Genomic DNA, 13,961 nt, shown 5'->3' on the forward strand with positions numbered 1-13,961 from the left:
GACCGCGATCTTGGCAAAAAAAACATCCCCCGACAATGCTGTCTGATGGAGGTGGAACTCACGATGCCGACTAAAAGCACCGAGCCAACGGATGCCGGCGGTAAGGAAACACCAATCCTGAATTGGAATTGCGTCGACACTCCTGTTCAATTTGAAACTTTTGAGTCCAGACAGGAGAGCCGGAATTACCGTCTTCATCTCAGAAAGAAAAATTGCGAACCTGATTGAAATTGGTCTTGTCTCAGATGTGATTTTTGCAAGAATCAAGTTGTGGTTTCGAGCCCTACGCAAGCTCGGAGTGACTAGAGCTCGTGAAGAATCCGGAATGGCTAAGCCGGAAGAAGCGGGAAATCTTGGCAATGGAAGGAGGTGGTCTTGATGCAATCTGATAGTTGTAGCCAAACACGAGGTGATACTGTCTAAGGCAGTCGGCGGGCTGTCGTCGACAGTCACCGGGAGAACGGTGTCGGATCTGGCTCCGACAATTTTTCTCGTTCTCCAGCTGTAATTTCTATTACAGCATCCTCGGGATCACAGATCCTCGAGCATATCGGGACCCGATACTGAAATCAGTATCGGGTCCTTTTTTGTTCTCACCCTCATCGCCGAGTGCTGTGGCTTTTCAATGCTGGATCGCGAACAACAAACGGCCATGCGATCAGGTTGCTGCCCGCGCAGGCTGGACTCCCAGGCGTCCTTGTGGGCGAAACAGTTGTTCGATCAAACCGTTTCGTGCAACGATCCCCAGAGTCTTCCCTTTATGTTCGACGACTCCGTAACTTGCATCCGCCACCTGCAAACGATGAAGAGCTTCCAGCTTGCTGGTTGTATTTTTAAAAACGGGCATCGAATAGATCAGTGGAAGCTCTCCTTCGGTGGTCAGAAGTTCAGCCACAAACGCATACCCGTACCATTTCGTCTCATCCTGATTGCGAAAGACCGCCACGGAAGAGACCCCAAACTTCCGGGCAAACTCTAACATCTCCTTTCGGGAGGCTCGATCTGAAACGCCCAGGACGCGCGCGGTTGGAATCATCGATGTGTCGACGGTTTGAGGGGCCAGATGCAGCAAGCCATTCGCCAGCCGACTCTGAATTTCGGTTAAAACTCCCTCGCTTCTCCCTCGCTGCAGAAGTTGCATGAGCCGAGTTCGCCCCAACTGAATCTCTGGAGCCTGATCGACTTCGCCTTGGAATCTCTCAATCAATCTGATGAGCTGCATCAGCGGCCAAGTGACCGGCAGGAAAATGAAAAAGATGATCCGGAACCACTTCAGTTCTCTCTTCAATGAGGAATAGGGGATCTGATAGTAGACCCCCTTGGGCAACAATTCACCGAAGATAAACAGAATCGGCGCCAGAATCAGTGTAGAGGCAATCTCAACCGTTTCGTTGGACCGCCCCAGTATGAAGACAATCAGAGAGCTGACGGCGCCAGAACAGAGATAGCTGGAGACATTGTTCCCGATCAGGCAAGTCCCAACAAAGTATCCCGGTCGCTGAGCGAACCAGAGTAACTTTACTGCCTTCTTATCTCCCGCACGCGCGTCGATGTTCAGGCGTGGCAAGCTAAGGCGGTAGAATCCGGTCTCAGAGCCGCTAAAAAAGGCACTCATTCGAATCCCGACAAGCAGCAGGACCAATGAGAGAGCAAATTGCATCCAATTTTGCATCAAACAGATTCCGTCTGTTCAGACTCCCCTGAATGCCAACAGCGCGACACATTCATTCCTGAACACGCCGCGCTTGTGAATGATGCCCATCAGGTCAGGCTTTGAAAGCACGCTGCAATTCTTCGAGCGAAGTGCTTCCTTCGAGCACAGCACGCAATCCTTCCGACTGGTAAGACTGCATCTTTTCAGCTCGAGCGGCTGCACGAATCGCTTTGGAATCTCCGTTTGACAGGATGACCTTCTTCACCGCCTCGGTGACTTCAATCACTTCAAGCAATGAAATCTTGCCGAAGTATCCGAGCCCGTTGCACTGCTCGCAGTACTGGACGTCATCCTTCGATTCTTCATCGTCCTTCGAGTGTGCCCCTTCGATTGCAGGGCGGTACAGCACGCGTGTTTCTGGCGGCAACCCGATTTTCTTGAGGAGAACTGGATTGGGGCGATACGCCCGTCGACATTTCTTGCAAAGTGCGCGAATGAACATCTGGCTCACAACCAGTCGCAATTGCTCTGCAACCAATTTCGAATCTTTGGTTGCTGCCACTAGTCGGAGAATGGCATCAGCCGCGTCTCTTGACTGAAGATCCGAGACAATTGCAGCTTTCTTGGAAAATTCCAGAATCGCCTGTGCATCGGCTGCACCTTCGATCGGAGGCACTGCAATCACATCGGCGTCTTCTCGCAGAGCACGCTGCATCGTCTTCGTTAAGTCGTCGTCGGGGAGTGGCTCAAACATCTTCACATAAGACAACTCGCGCCCGCCAAATTGATCCAGACAATAGATCGAGTACTGGTACGCATCGGTACAGCGGATCAAGCCAATCTTCAATGTGGTCAGGCCGGAGAATGGTGGTCCCGCAGCCAGAACCAATCCATTCTTCATCGCCCCGAATTCTCGCACTCGCTCAATAAGTGGTTCTGGGAATCCCAGATCGCGAGGTTTCTCGAGGACAATCTTGGGATCGAAGACGCGAACAATCAACCGCTCAGTTCCACCTTCGATAGGTTGAGAATTCAACTTCAACTCGTAGGTTTTGCCTTTGTACTCTGCTTTGACCGATCCGACCTGTGGTTTCGATTTAATTTTGATATCGAGACCGGCGAGCATTTTCAGCATCTGAATGATTGCTTGCCCTTGCTGACCTGGAAGTCTCGCAGGGGCTGTCGGTGCGCCGTCAATGAATACTGTAGAGCCAACAACTTGCCCCTTCGGGTCGAGGCGAATCATGTCGGCCCTGGCAGCCAACGCGTCGCTGATCAACTGCTTCGCAGGGACCAGCCCAACTTGAACTAATCGGGGATTGGCAGAGAGGTCCGGGTTATTCCCGTTCATCGCTCCCTGAAAGAGGACCAATTCCTCTTCTTCATCCAGGTCTTCCTTTTTGACTTTCTCGCTCTTGCGTCCAAATCCAAAGATCACGTTTCGGTCCCGATTAATGATGTCGGTCAGTAGAAGTCACAAGGCTTCGAACAGTTCCAATTCGCTTGGTCACTGTGTTTAGTAAATTGGTCACTGTGTTTAGTAAATCATATTGGGTAAACCTGCCGGCTGGCACGTTTACCCAATACGCATTCTGACAGAGAGGTCAAGAAAATCACAGTCACAATCCTGTTCACCGATACAACTTCGGCTGCCCGAAGTTCAATTTGATTCGATAATGCAGTTTTGAGCGTTTCCTGGAAGAACATTGCACCTAAAAACTGCAATTCGCCTCAGCGTTTGCGTCTCACTCCACAGTTCCTCGAGTCAGCAGACGCCATGCCAATGAACGCCCCAAAGCGAGCAATTCAGTGGTCCCTCTCAGAATAATACTGGCGAACAGGAACTGGAACTGCGATATTGCATTCTCGGCTGGAACAATCAAGAAATGTCAAGGAAAGTCATAACGTGAACGCCCCAACGCGGACAGGCTCGACGCGAGTCCGAACAGTCGCTGTGATCGATATTGGTGCTGCTTCCATTCGAATGGCGATTGCCGAAATCAAGCCTGATGGAGCGATTCGGCTACTGGAGACACTTTCGCAAGCCGTTCACCTTGGCAAAGACACCTTCAACACCGGGGAGATTTCTCGAAAAACCATCGAAGAATGCGTGTCAGTTTTTCGGAGCTACAGGCACAAACTCGATGAATACCGTATCAATCGCCAGGAAGACATTCGAGTCGTTGCCACCAGTTCTGTGCGTGAAGCAAGCAACCGCATCACTTTCATCGACCGCGTCTTCGTTGCGACCGGGCTATTTATCGAAACCCTCGACGAAGCCGAAGTTCACCGCATGACGTACCGCGGTGTGCAACCACTTCTCAAAGCGCAGCCCGCGTTGTTCAAATCGCGATCAATGATCATCGAAGTGGGCGGAGGAAGCACTGAAGTCCTGACGCTCGAGCAAGGGAACGTTTCCTACTCCCATGCATTTCGACTCGGCTCATTGCGGCTCTCGCAAACGCTGAGTTCCTACCGTGTCCCCCGCACGAAAGCACGTAGCATCATTGAAGGTGAAATCCACAGCCACCTCGAACCTTTCACAGAGTTACTCCGTTCAGAGTCAGAAGTGAATATGGTCGCGATGGGCGGGGACATCCGATTTGCCGCGGAAGAAATTCTTGAGGAGTCGATCAGCGATTCCGGGTTCTTGGAAATCAGCGTGGTCGAACTGACCAACTTCGTGAACTACATTTTCTCCCGCACAGAAGACCAGTTGGTCAACGAATTCCACCTCACCTATGCCGAGGCGGAAACCGTCGGCCCTGCGCTCATTTCAAACCTGAAAATGGCTCAGCTGCTCGGGGTGGACAAAGTACTCGTCTGCAATGTCAATCTTCGAGATGGTCTGATTCGAGATATGGCTGAAGCGAGCGGTGCCTGGACTGACGATTTTCAGAAGCAGATCATTCGCGCGACTTGGGAGCTGGCGAATAAGTACGACGTAGACGAAGACCACGCTCGAAACGTTGCGGAACTCTGCCGGCAACTTTTCCGCCAGCTTCGAAAAGAACATGTTCTTGATGACCGTTACGAAACGCTGCTCTACGTGGCAGCCGCACTGCACGAAACCGGCAGCTACATCAACACCAGCAGCATGCACAAACACTCGATGTATCTGATCATGAACAGCACGCTGTTCGGGATCACCTCGGACGACCTGCAATTGGTGGCGGTCGTCGCGAGATATCATCGCCGCTCCATGCCCAAAATCACACATCAACTCTACGCATCGATGGACCGGTATCGCCGAGTCATCATTTCGAAATTAGCGGCGATTTTACGGATCGCTATCGCACTCGATGCCTCGCGAAGTCAGCGGATTCGTTCGATTGAATGTCGTCGTGTTCGTAATCGCCTGATTATCTCCGTCCCGGCGGTAGAAGATCTCTCGATTGAGCAAATCGCAGTTCGACGAAACCGACTTTTCTTCGAGACAATCTTCGGACTGGAAGTGCTTCTTCGAAATCAGGTGAAGCCGTCAGCTGGAGTGTCTCAAACCAGCCAGCTCTAACAATCGGTGGTAGTCGTCGACGGTGTTCATATTCAGGAACGACTGCAGACCGGGATCTACGTCCGCAAGGTCACTCTCGCAGATGATCCGTCGCTCACAATGTTTCAATAGTGCCTGCAGGCTGCGTTCTCCCGACTCCAGGAGCGAAGTGACCTGCCTCGTCACAGAGAGTTGATACAGCGCCCCCAACGGTTGGAGCCGATCTGCCTGATGGACGACGACCACTTCCGAATTGACTTGGAGCTGAGTCATTAAAAACCGGAGTAGGTCCGACCGAATCATCGGGGAATCGCATCCCAGCAGAAAGGCTGCATCGGCTTGATTTTTCAGTGCTTCAAGTCCGGTCGCGAATCCGGAAAGAGGCCCTTGAAACGGTGTTTGATCACGGACGAATAGCGTCTGTTCAGAAAGGATGGGACGCTCCATTTCGGGGTAACCGACGACAACAACGGGCGACGCAACTGCACTCACGATCCGGACGACTCGCGCTAAAGAGGTCTCATCTCCAAACGGCAGTGACCATTTCGGCCTTCCCATCCGTCGACTCTCTCCCCCACAGAGTACGACAGCGCCAATACGCCGTTGCATCGCTAAAGTTTCGTTTTCACCGCTGATCATCACTTCTCCAGCGTCTTCGCCTCGGTAAAAAAACAGCGAGTGTATGGGCAATACACTCGCTGAATGAGTCTCACTAGAGCCTGTTATGAACTCTGGACGACGATCGGCGTGTATTTGAGCAGCAGTGCGACCATGGCCACCCAGTGCCATCCGGCCAAGACTTCTGCCAGTCGTTCGTAGTCACGTGCCAGCCTCCGTGATCGTCCTAGCCAGGCAAAGGTCCGCTCCACGACCCACCGACGTGGCAATAATACGAATCCTTTCTTGGCATAAGGGAGTTTCACGACGCGCAGTTCCACTCCCTGCTCAGCGGCAGCCTCTTCCGCGTTCTCGCCAGTATAACCTTGGTCCACATAGGCGACTTCAATGGCCTGATCAGTCGCCTCCTGCACAGCGACACATAAGTCGGAAACCTGGGCTCGCTCCTGTTCATTGGCTGGGGTCACTTTCAAGGCGAGAAGGTGCCCGAGCGTGTCAATGGCCACGTGAACCTTCGAGCCCTTCCGCCGTTTGCCGCCATCGTAACCGGCTCTGGCACCACTCTCGGGAGTGGATTGGATGACTCGCGCATCTAAGATCGTTGCTGAGGGGGGCTCATCGCGTCCCTGAGCCACGCGAGCCACTTCCCGCAGGTCATGAGCGATGTGCTCAAACACGCCAGCCTCCAGCCAACGGCGAGCCTGCTGATAGACCACGGGCCAAGGCGGGAACTCATGGGGCATGAACCGCCACTGCGCCCCGGTGCGTACCAGCCACCGCATGGCATTGAACACGGCTCGAAGGGAGTGAACCCGCTGCGGCGAGTCCTCTTTCACCAGCGCCAAATAGGGGGCTAAAAAGGCCCATTCGTCGTCCGTGACGTCACTGGGGTAAGGCATCCGGGGCTTGCTCATCCACGGAAACTACTTCAAAACCAACACTTAAGTCCATAACAGACTCTACTCACCTACCGTAGTTATCAGTGCACGGGAGGTGCTGACGGTGGAAGCGGCGGTGGGGGCGGAGGAGATTTCTGGAACGCGGATGCCAATGCCCCGACCTGTCCTGCTGCGGTCCACCCGGACAATGCAGGATTCCAAACAAGCGTATCCGCTGCAATCTGGCCGACTTGAATTCCAGAAAGAACCTGTTGAACGCTGAAAGGTCCTTGGCTCTGTCCATTGGCCGCAACGTGCCAGACAGAATCAGCCGGCAACGGAGGCGGAGCCATCTGTGCACCCGCTCCTGCAGCGGGAGCACCTTGCATTCCAGTGGCCATGCGATTGGCCATTGCAAATCCCAAACCAAGCCCCATGCCTTCCGCGGCCCCCCCACCTGAGGGGTTCTCGGCTGCAAGGGTCATGGCTTTCCCCATCTGGAATTGCTGGTATTTGTTCATATCACCGATGACCCCCATGCTGCTGCGGGTATCGAGGGCTTTTTCCACCTCTTCTGGAAGCGAAACATTGACGATGAACAGCTGTGGAATATCCAGACCGTATTCGTCATCGACACGCTCCAGAGCAGCCTTCCGCAGTTGCTCGGACAGGTCGGAATAATGTGCAGCCAGATCCAGCGCACTGATTTTGGACGTGCCGATCAAGTCCGCGAAAGCTGTTGCGATGATCGATCGCATCAGTTCAGTGATCTCATCGACAGAGAAATTCTGCGTCGTCCCGATCAACTCCTTGAGTAGTGCTTTCGGGTCGACTGCCTTCACGGCGTACGTTCCGAAAGCTCGTAATCGGACAGGCCCGAAATCCGCATCGCGGAGCATAATTGGATTCGGAGTTCCCCACTTCAGATCAGTGATCTGACGAGTCGAGACGAAGTAGACTTCCGCTTTGAATGGGCTGTTGAACCCATATTTCCATCCTGCAATCGTGCTCAGGATGGGGAGATTGTCCGTCTTGAGTGTGTAATGTCCTGGTTCGAATGCATCTGCGAGTTGGCCGTTCAACACGAACACTGCAACCTGCCCGGGACGAACGATCAGCTGCGCGCCGTTTTTGATCTCGTTCTGGTAGCGGGGAAATCGCCAGGCGACGGTATGACGTCCATCATCAATCCACTCGATGATGTCGATCAGTTCATTACGTAACTTGTCAAAAATGCCCATTGGGATCCCTTAGGCTGATGCGAACGTAGATATGAAGCCCGAAATGAATCAATCTGTGACGCAAACAATTCATCACGTGATCGTTGCGTAGTCTACTCGATGATCGTATCGACACCACCAATGAACGATCAATAACGGATTTCAAGATCAAAGATTTCCCAAGCCTCCGAAAGATTTCTGAGATTTCGTCGACGGCTTCTCATGAGTACGCAGGAGACCTTTCTCAGCAGAGTTCCACGATTCGAGAAATCAGGAAAGTTCGAACCAAAACCGCCAGCAGCCCTCATTCATTCTGTCTCACAGCTTATACAAGGAACGGGCGACGCCCAAACTGTGAAATCGTTGCCTTGGACCTAAGAACCAACACATGCCTGACAAATTGCCCAACAACCCGGTCTCTGCCTGGGCGGTGATGGTTCTGCTTGTCGCATTGATGTACTTTGCGCTGAAGTTCCTCACTTGGCGGAACTGCAAATGGAAAGGTCCCCCCGTTTGGAAGCAGGCAGCTTACCTGTTCGCATGGCCCGGAATGGACGCTGACAAATTCCTTGATCCCCATCCAATGCCCATCAATCCGCCCTCCTCCATTGAGTATTGCTTTGCGTTCGGCAAGTGGATCCTTGGAATCTGGCTGCTCGTGATTGCGACCACCTCCAATCTGCACTGGTACCTCACCGGCTGCCTTGAAATGATCGGCCTCCTCTTCTTCTTTCACTTCGGGTTATTTCATCTTCTCTCCTGTTTTTGGAGACGAATCGGACTGAATGCCAAGCCGATCATGAATGCTCCGATTCTCGCTCAGGGGGTTGGAGAATTCTGGGGAACCCGTTGGAACCTTGCATTTCGCGACCTGACGTACACCTACCTATTCAAGCCGTTGAACCGAATCTACAGCCCCTCCACGGCTCTCTTAGTCGGCTTCCTGATCAGCGGACTCATTCATGAAATCGTGATCTCGGTTCCCGCAAGAAGCGGTTACGGGCTCCCGACCCTTTACTTCCTGATTCAAGGGGCTGGCATCCTCATCGCCAAAACATCTGCAGGGAGATACTGGAAACTCAGCCAAGGGTTCTCAGGGAGGCTTTGCTGCTTCTGCATCGTCGCAGTTCCATCTGCACTCCTGTTCCATCCTCCATTTCTCAAGAACGTGATCGTTCCCTTCTTTTCCGCCATAAAGGAAATCTGAATGTCTCTTTCACAGGCTATTTTTACCATTGGAATCGGACAGTTTTTTGTGCTCATTGCTTCCGCATTGGTTCCCGTCCAGCTCGACTGGAAGTCGACGCTCTCTCCTCTTCCAGTATTAGTTCGACAACTCTTTTGGATTTACGGTGGGTACGTTGTCATGGCGATCATCGCACTCGCGACGATTTGCCTTGTAGCAGCAGGTGAGATCGCTTCCGGTACCGTTCTCGCTCGCGCTGTCTCTGCTTACGGGCTGATCTTCTGGGGCGTCCGCGTATCGTTGCAGCCCTTTCTATCAGCGAAGCCTCACCTGAAATTTTGGTGGCTCCATGCAGGCTACCATCTACTGACAGTCATGTTCTTGAGTTTTATGATCGTGTTCGCATGGGCGACATTTCACTGACTGAGATGATCGACCAGAGTAAGTCGACCTCAACGTTATGCTTGTTGCATCAACGCGTTCAATCAAACGGGCAAGGTAAAATCTTCATCGCAGATCCAAGCAATCTACGAATGCTCGCTGATCTCACGTTCGCAATCAGTCGCTCCCGCTCAGCAACGAGAGTGTCGCGTTCCCTTGCTATTTTTGATGACGTGATCATTCCGACCCGTAGCGCACAGCGAATTACGCCCAGCGCATATCCGCTGCTCCTGCACGCAGAAAGGTCAGCATAGAGCCCTTTTCCCGCTGCTGACCGATTGCAGTCCAGCATGGTCAGCTGGAGAACAATAATCGCTGGCATTGAGTCGCGGATGGATTATTGAAGAAAATCTCGATCAATTTCTCGAGTGCTTCGCCTCAAATCGCAAATATCGGTGAAGCGAGTCATTAACGACGCCATTACGTTTGTCGCATTCACTTAGAACAAACTCGATTGTGCTCAATCGGCTCACGTGCAGCGACGACTCGAGAGGCTGAAGGTACGACTTTTGCGACACATCATTCGACTGCCTATCAGGCCAAAGAAGATGATCGTCCACCAAACCGAGGAGGCTGTTATGTCTACGGGATCAGCGACCGATACCGTGATCGGAGTTTTCAAGGATCGGTCTGAAGCTCAGAGAGCAATCGCTGAGTTAAAGAGACTGGGCTATACCGACGAGCAAATTGGCGTGGTGTCACAACACGTTGAAGGCGAAGTGCTCGAGGATTCCAGCACCAAAGTCGAAGAAGGGGCTGTTGCAGGATTGGCGACGGGCGCTGGAATTGGTGCTTTGTGGGCGATCGGAATTTTATCAAACGTTCTTCCGGGAATCGGTCCAGCGATCTTTGGCGGAACTTTAGGTGTGCTTCTTTCCAGCGCCGCTGCTGGGGCGGCCGCCGCAGGGATCGGAGGTGCCTTGGTTGGTCTCGGAATTCCTGATGAAGACGCCAAGTACTACGAGGAAGAATTTAAAGCAGGACGCACCATTGTCACCGTGCACGGGACAACAAACATCGCCCAGGCAAAAGACGTCCTAACCCAATGTGGCGGTTACACTCGGTCGCCATCGTAATAATAAAACCCAAAAGGCTTCCGCGACCAACTTGAGGTGCGGAGGCCTTTTTTCGTAGTTGCAATGTGTGATCACTCACAATGAAGTCGCGTTCTCTTCGAGAAGGAATGAAGCGATGAAAAAAGGGCCACAACGTTCCAGCGCAAAAAAAGGGGCGAAACCCTCGAACCAAAAAGTGAAAGATCTTTCCCAGCATCTGGAGGGATCTGACGACGGCTACCTGTCGACAAACCAGGGTTTGCCAATCAACGACAATCAAAACTCACTCAAAGCGGGTGAGCGAGGCCCGTCGCTGCTGGAAGATTTCATCCTTCGAGAAAAGATCACACACTTCGACCATGAACGAATTCCTGAGCGGATCGTTCATGCACGCGGGAACGGTGCACACGGCGTTTTCCGCGTTTACAAATCGATGGAGAAATACACTCGAGCAGGATTTCTTCAGGACCCGAACAAGGAAACGCCAGTCTTCGTGCGATTTTCGACAGTCGCCGGCTCACGAGGATCAACCGATCTCGCACGTGACGCACGAGGATTCGCTGTTAAGTTTTACACTGACGAAGGGAACTTTGATCTGGTCGGCAACAACGTTCCGGTCTTCTTCATTCAGGATGCGATGAAGTTCCCCGACTTGATCCACGCGGTCAAACCGGAACCCCACAACGAGATGCCACAGGCAGCGTCCGCTCATGACACGTTCTGGGATTTCATCTCGCTCACACCAGAATCGGCACACATGGTCATGTGGGTGATGTCCGACAGAGCCATCCCTCGCAGCCTCAGAATGATGGAAGGATTCGGTGTTCATACATTCCGTCTGATCAATCAACAAGGGCGCTCCCACTTCGTTAAATTCCATTGGAAGCCTCTCCTTGGAATGAGTTCCGTGTTGTGGGACGAAGCCCAACGCATCTCGGGTTGCGATCCGGATTTTCACCGTCGCGATTTGTGGGAAGCAATCGAGAATGGCGATTTCCCCGAATGGGAACTCGGCGTCCAAATCATACCTGAAGAAGATGAACACAAGTTCGATTTCGACCTACTCGACCCGACGAAACTGATCCCTGAAGAATTGATTCCCGTCGAGCGCATCGGAAAAATGACCCTCAATCGCAACGCGGAGAACTTCTTCGCTGAAGTCGAACAGGTCGCGTTTCATCCCGGTCATCTCGTGCCGGGGATCGATTTTAGTAACGATCCGCTCCTCCAAGGACGCCTCTTCTCGTATACGGACACACAGTTGATCAGGCTTGGAGGTCCAAATTTCCATGAAATTCCAATCAATCGCCCAGTTGCTCCGCTGCACAATCATCAACGAGATGGTTTCATGCGGCAGATGATCAACCCCGGTCGAGTCGCCTATCAGCCGAATTCACTCAACCAAAATGCTCCGCTTCAGGCGCCAGCAAGAAATGGTGGATTCGTAAGCTACGCGGAAAAGGTCGACGGAGCGAAGCTTCGAGCGAAAAGTCCCAGCTTCTCCGATCATTTCAGCCAGGCTGCGATGTTCTTCCACAGCCAGGCTCCGCATGAACAACAGCACATTATCGATGCGTTACGTTTTGAATTGGGGAAATGCGAAACGCCGCATGTCAGGGAACGGATGGTTTACGTCCTGTCGCAAATCGACGCAGGTTTAGCACAAGCGGTCGCAGACGGTCTGGGAATCAGCGTTCCATCCAAGATCGATGGACCGCTCAATATGGCGATTGGAGCTGATGCAGAGGCGGGAGAGCAACAACCTCGCAAATTCACCGGCAAGCCTGTTATTTCCCCTGCTCTGAGCATGGCTAACTCGGTAACTGGGACGATTGAAACGAGAAAGATTGCGGCACTGTGTGCAAACGGGGTCAACGAACGAAGCCTTCAATCAATTCGAAAAGCACTCAAGGAGGCCGGAGCCACATTGCACGTAGTCGCGCCTCTCGGTGGTTCGATTGTCGGTGAGGATGGTCAGGAAATTCCAGTAGACTTCGCCTTACCCACCACAGCCTCCGTTCTCTTTGATGCGGTGATCATCGCAGATGGAGAGGCCAGCACAGTGGCGCTGCAAAAGCTCCCGAAAGCGGTCGGTTTCGTCGAAGAATCTAATAAGCACTGTAAGCCGATTGGCGCATTCGGAAGTGGAATCGATTTTCTGATGCAGACTCGCGTGGTCTCTCTTCTGGATACGACATCCTCGACCCAGAAGGGAGTTACGAACCAGCTTGGAGTGATCTGCTCCTCAGAATCGTCCACGGCAAAAGGAATCAAAGAGTTCATCGACACTCTTGGTCAACAGCGAATCTGGGAGCGTGAGTCGATGGTGAATTAACTCTCTTTGGTTCTCCTGATGACGAGTCCGATTCATGAACTCACGTCCGACAGAAGTGAATTCCGTTCCATCGACCATCGGGCACTTCACCCCTAGCTTGAGGAACCTCTCATGAGCAGTGAGGCAATCACGATTTACATCTGGTCCGAACAGACGGTCCACGCTGGCGACATGGCTGAGATCACGCCTAATGAATATGCAACTGCTCCCGATGACTATGACAAAATCACCGGGACAAGGGAGGAACTCGAGGCCCTCGCTGCTAAGTACAGCAAGGGAAATACGGTCTATGAACTTAAAGCGTCTCAATCCATCCGGGACTCTCTCGTGTCGTAGTTCCGGCTGAGCTCATCAAAGCGAGATCTCCCGCAATAAATCACTGGTCTACAAATTGCTCGATCGACTTCTGGTTCAAATTTCTTCCATCCTAGGAGCAGCGACATGGCTTTGAATTCATTGCAAGATGCCTTCATTGATGAACTTCGGGACGTTCTCAGCGCTGAAAAACAGCTACTCAAAGCGCTCCCGAAAATGGTAAAATGTGCGTCGGGCGACCAGCTTCGTAAGGCTCTCCAATCGCACTTGGAAGAGACAAAGGTTCACGTCGAACGTGTCGAGACTGCGATGGAATCGCTTGATCTGAAACCGCGGGCAAAGAAGTGCGAAGCAATGGCCGGAATCCTCGAGGAAGGCGCATCGGTCCTCGAAGAAGAAGGAGCCCCCCAAGTTCTTGACGCCATGATCATTGCTGCCGCTCAAAAAGTGGAGCATTATGAAATTGCGACCTATGGAACTCTTTGCACTTGGGCAAGACTATTGGGACACGATGCGGCCCTGAATGTATTGAAACAAACAATGGGCGAGGAAGAGGCGGCGGACAAGAAGCTAACGCAAATTTCCGAAACCATTAATCCCGCTGCTGTTGAACCGCAAGACGCCGTTGAAGCGGATTAGAGTTAAATCTTGCCGCAAACCATTTGAAAGAACGTCCTCGGTCGAGATGGATGTTGCTGATGCAGCCACACTGTTATTTTGGCGGCGATCCACCCCCGAGGTTCAGCAGGCACCGTTCACTTCGTTG

The 13,961-nt window shown here is 52.5% G+C and carries 12 protein-coding genes; 7 read left to right on the top strand and 5 right to left on the bottom strand.

What is annotated here, in order from left to right; translation table 11 throughout:
* Positions 1 to 658: 658 nt before the first annotated feature.
* Positions 659 to 1,672, bottom strand: coding sequence for a CNNM domain-containing protein (locus SH668x_RS15125; RefSeq protein ID WP_437185901.1), 1,014 nt, complete (start codon positions 1,670 to 1,672; stop codon positions 659 to 661).
* 94 nt (positions 1,673 to 1,766) lie between these two features.
* Positions 1,767 to 3,092, bottom strand: coding sequence for an ATPase, T2SS/T4P/T4SS family (locus SH668x_RS15130; protein ID WP_437185902.1), 1,326 nt, complete (start codon positions 3,090 to 3,092; stop codon positions 1,767 to 1,769).
* A gap of 468 nt (positions 3,093 to 3,560) precedes the next feature.
* Here SH668x_RS15130 and SH668x_RS15135 point away from each other — a divergent pair, with 468 nt between their 5' ends.
* Positions 3,561 to 5,168 (top strand): Ppx/GppA phosphatase family protein, encoded by a 1,608-nt coding sequence (locus SH668x_RS15135; protein WP_437185903.1) that lies wholly within the window; start codon positions 3,561 to 3,563, stop codon positions 5,166 to 5,168.
* On the opposite strand, the gene mobA is transcribed toward SH668x_RS15135, so the two are convergent.
* The 3 genes from mobA to SH668x_RS15150 form a co-directional block, all read right to left on the bottom strand.
* Positions 5,136 to 5,786 (bottom strand): molybdenum cofactor guanylyltransferase, encoded by a 651-nt coding sequence (gene mobA / locus SH668x_RS15140; protein ID WP_437185904.1) that lies wholly within the window; start codon positions 5,784 to 5,786, stop codon positions 5,136 to 5,138. The two genes, SH668x_RS15135 and mobA, sit on opposite strands and share 33 nt — an antisense overlap.
* Positions 5,787 to 5,869: 83 nt before the next feature.
* Positions 5,870 to 6,679 (bottom strand): IS5 family transposase, encoded by an 810-nt coding sequence (locus tag SH668x_RS15145; RefSeq protein WP_437185075.1) that lies wholly within the window; start codon positions 6,677 to 6,679, stop codon positions 5,870 to 5,872.
* A 65-nt stretch (positions 6,680 to 6,744) separates the two neighbouring features.
* Entirely contained in the window at positions 6,745 to 7,884 is a 1,140-nt protein-coding gene (locus tag SH668x_RS15150) for an SPFH domain-containing protein (RefSeq protein WP_437185905.1), read from the bottom strand.
* A gap of 367 nt (positions 7,885 to 8,251) precedes the next feature.
* Between SH668x_RS15150 and SH668x_RS15155 the strand changes: the two genes are divergently transcribed.
* The 6 genes from SH668x_RS15155 (at position 8,252) to SH668x_RS15180 (ending at position 13,834) form a co-directional block, all read left to right on the top strand.
* Positions 8,252 to 9,070 (top strand): wax synthase family protein, encoded by an 819-nt coding sequence (locus SH668x_RS15155; protein ID WP_437185906.1) that lies wholly within the window; start codon positions 8,252 to 8,254, stop codon positions 9,068 to 9,070.
* Positions 9,071 to 9,472: a hypothetical protein gene (locus SH668x_RS15160; RefSeq protein WP_437185907.1), complete on the top strand. Its 402-nt coding sequence runs from the start codon at positions 9,071 to 9,073 to the stop codon at positions 9,470 to 9,472.
* Between the two features lie 596 nt (positions 9,473 to 10,068).
* Positions 10,069 to 10,566, top strand: a complete 498-nt coding sequence (locus SH668x_RS15165; RefSeq protein WP_437185908.1) for a general stress protein — start codon at positions 10,069 to 10,071, stop codon at positions 10,564 to 10,566.
* Between the two features lie 115 nt (positions 10,567 to 10,681).
* On the top strand, positions 10,682 to 12,880 hold the full coding sequence (locus SH668x_RS15170; RefSeq protein ID WP_437185909.1) for a catalase: 2,199 nt from the start codon (positions 10,682 to 10,684) through the stop codon (positions 12,878 to 12,880).
* Positions 12,881 to 12,991: 111 nt separating this feature from the next.
* A complete protein-coding gene (locus SH668x_RS15175) occupies positions 12,992 to 13,216 on the top strand; it encodes a hypothetical protein (RefSeq protein WP_437185910.1) in 225 nt (74 codons plus the stop codon).
* 105 nt (positions 13,217 to 13,321) lie between these two features.
* Positions 13,322 to 13,834 (top strand): ferritin-like domain-containing protein, encoded by a 513-nt coding sequence (locus SH668x_RS15180; RefSeq protein WP_437185911.1) that lies wholly within the window; start codon positions 13,322 to 13,324, stop codon positions 13,832 to 13,834.
* The last annotated feature ends 127 nt before the right edge of the window (positions 13,835 to 13,961 follow it).

The sequence above is a fragment of the Planctomicrobium mucosum genome (genome assembly GCF_051466335.1).
Lineage (GTDB): Bacteria > Planctomycetota > Planctomycetia > Planctomycetales > Planctomycetaceae > Planctomicrobium.

Excerpts from the sequence above, each read along its gene's own strand:
- SH668x_RS15125 (WP_437185901.1), bottom strand. The coding sequence starts at position 1,672 with ATGCAAAATTGGATGCAATTTGCTCTCTCATTGGTCCTGCTGCTTGTC.
- mobA (WP_437185904.1), bottom strand. The coding sequence starts at position 5,786 with ATGATCAGCGGTGAAAACGAAACTTTAGCGATGCAACGGCGTATTGGC.
- SH668x_RS15145 (WP_437185075.1), bottom strand. The coding sequence starts at position 6,679 with ATGAGCAAGCCCCGGATGCCTTACCCCAGTGACGTCACGGACGACGAA.
- SH668x_RS15150 (WP_437185905.1), bottom strand. The coding sequence starts at position 7,884 with ATGGGCATTTTTGACAAGTTACGTAATGAACTGATCGACATCATCGAG.
- SH668x_RS15155 (WP_437185906.1), top strand. The coding sequence starts at position 8,252 with ATGCCTGACAAATTGCCCAACAACCCGGTCTCTGCCTGGGCGGTGATG.
- SH668x_RS15160 (WP_437185907.1), top strand. The coding sequence starts at position 9,071 with ATGTCTCTTTCACAGGCTATTTTTACCATTGGAATCGGACAGTTTTTT.
- SH668x_RS15165 (WP_437185908.1), top strand. The coding sequence starts at position 10,069 with ATGTCTACGGGATCAGCGACCGATACCGTGATCGGAGTTTTCAAGGAT.
- SH668x_RS15170 (WP_437185909.1), top strand. The coding sequence starts at position 10,682 with ATGAAAAAAGGGCCACAACGTTCCAGCGCAAAAAAAGGGGCGAAACCC.
- SH668x_RS15175 (WP_437185910.1), top strand. The coding sequence starts at position 12,992 with ATGAGCAGTGAGGCAATCACGATTTACATCTGGTCCGAACAGACGGTC.
- SH668x_RS15180 (WP_437185911.1), top strand. The coding sequence starts at position 13,322 with ATGGCTTTGAATTCATTGCAAGATGCCTTCATTGATGAACTTCGGGAC.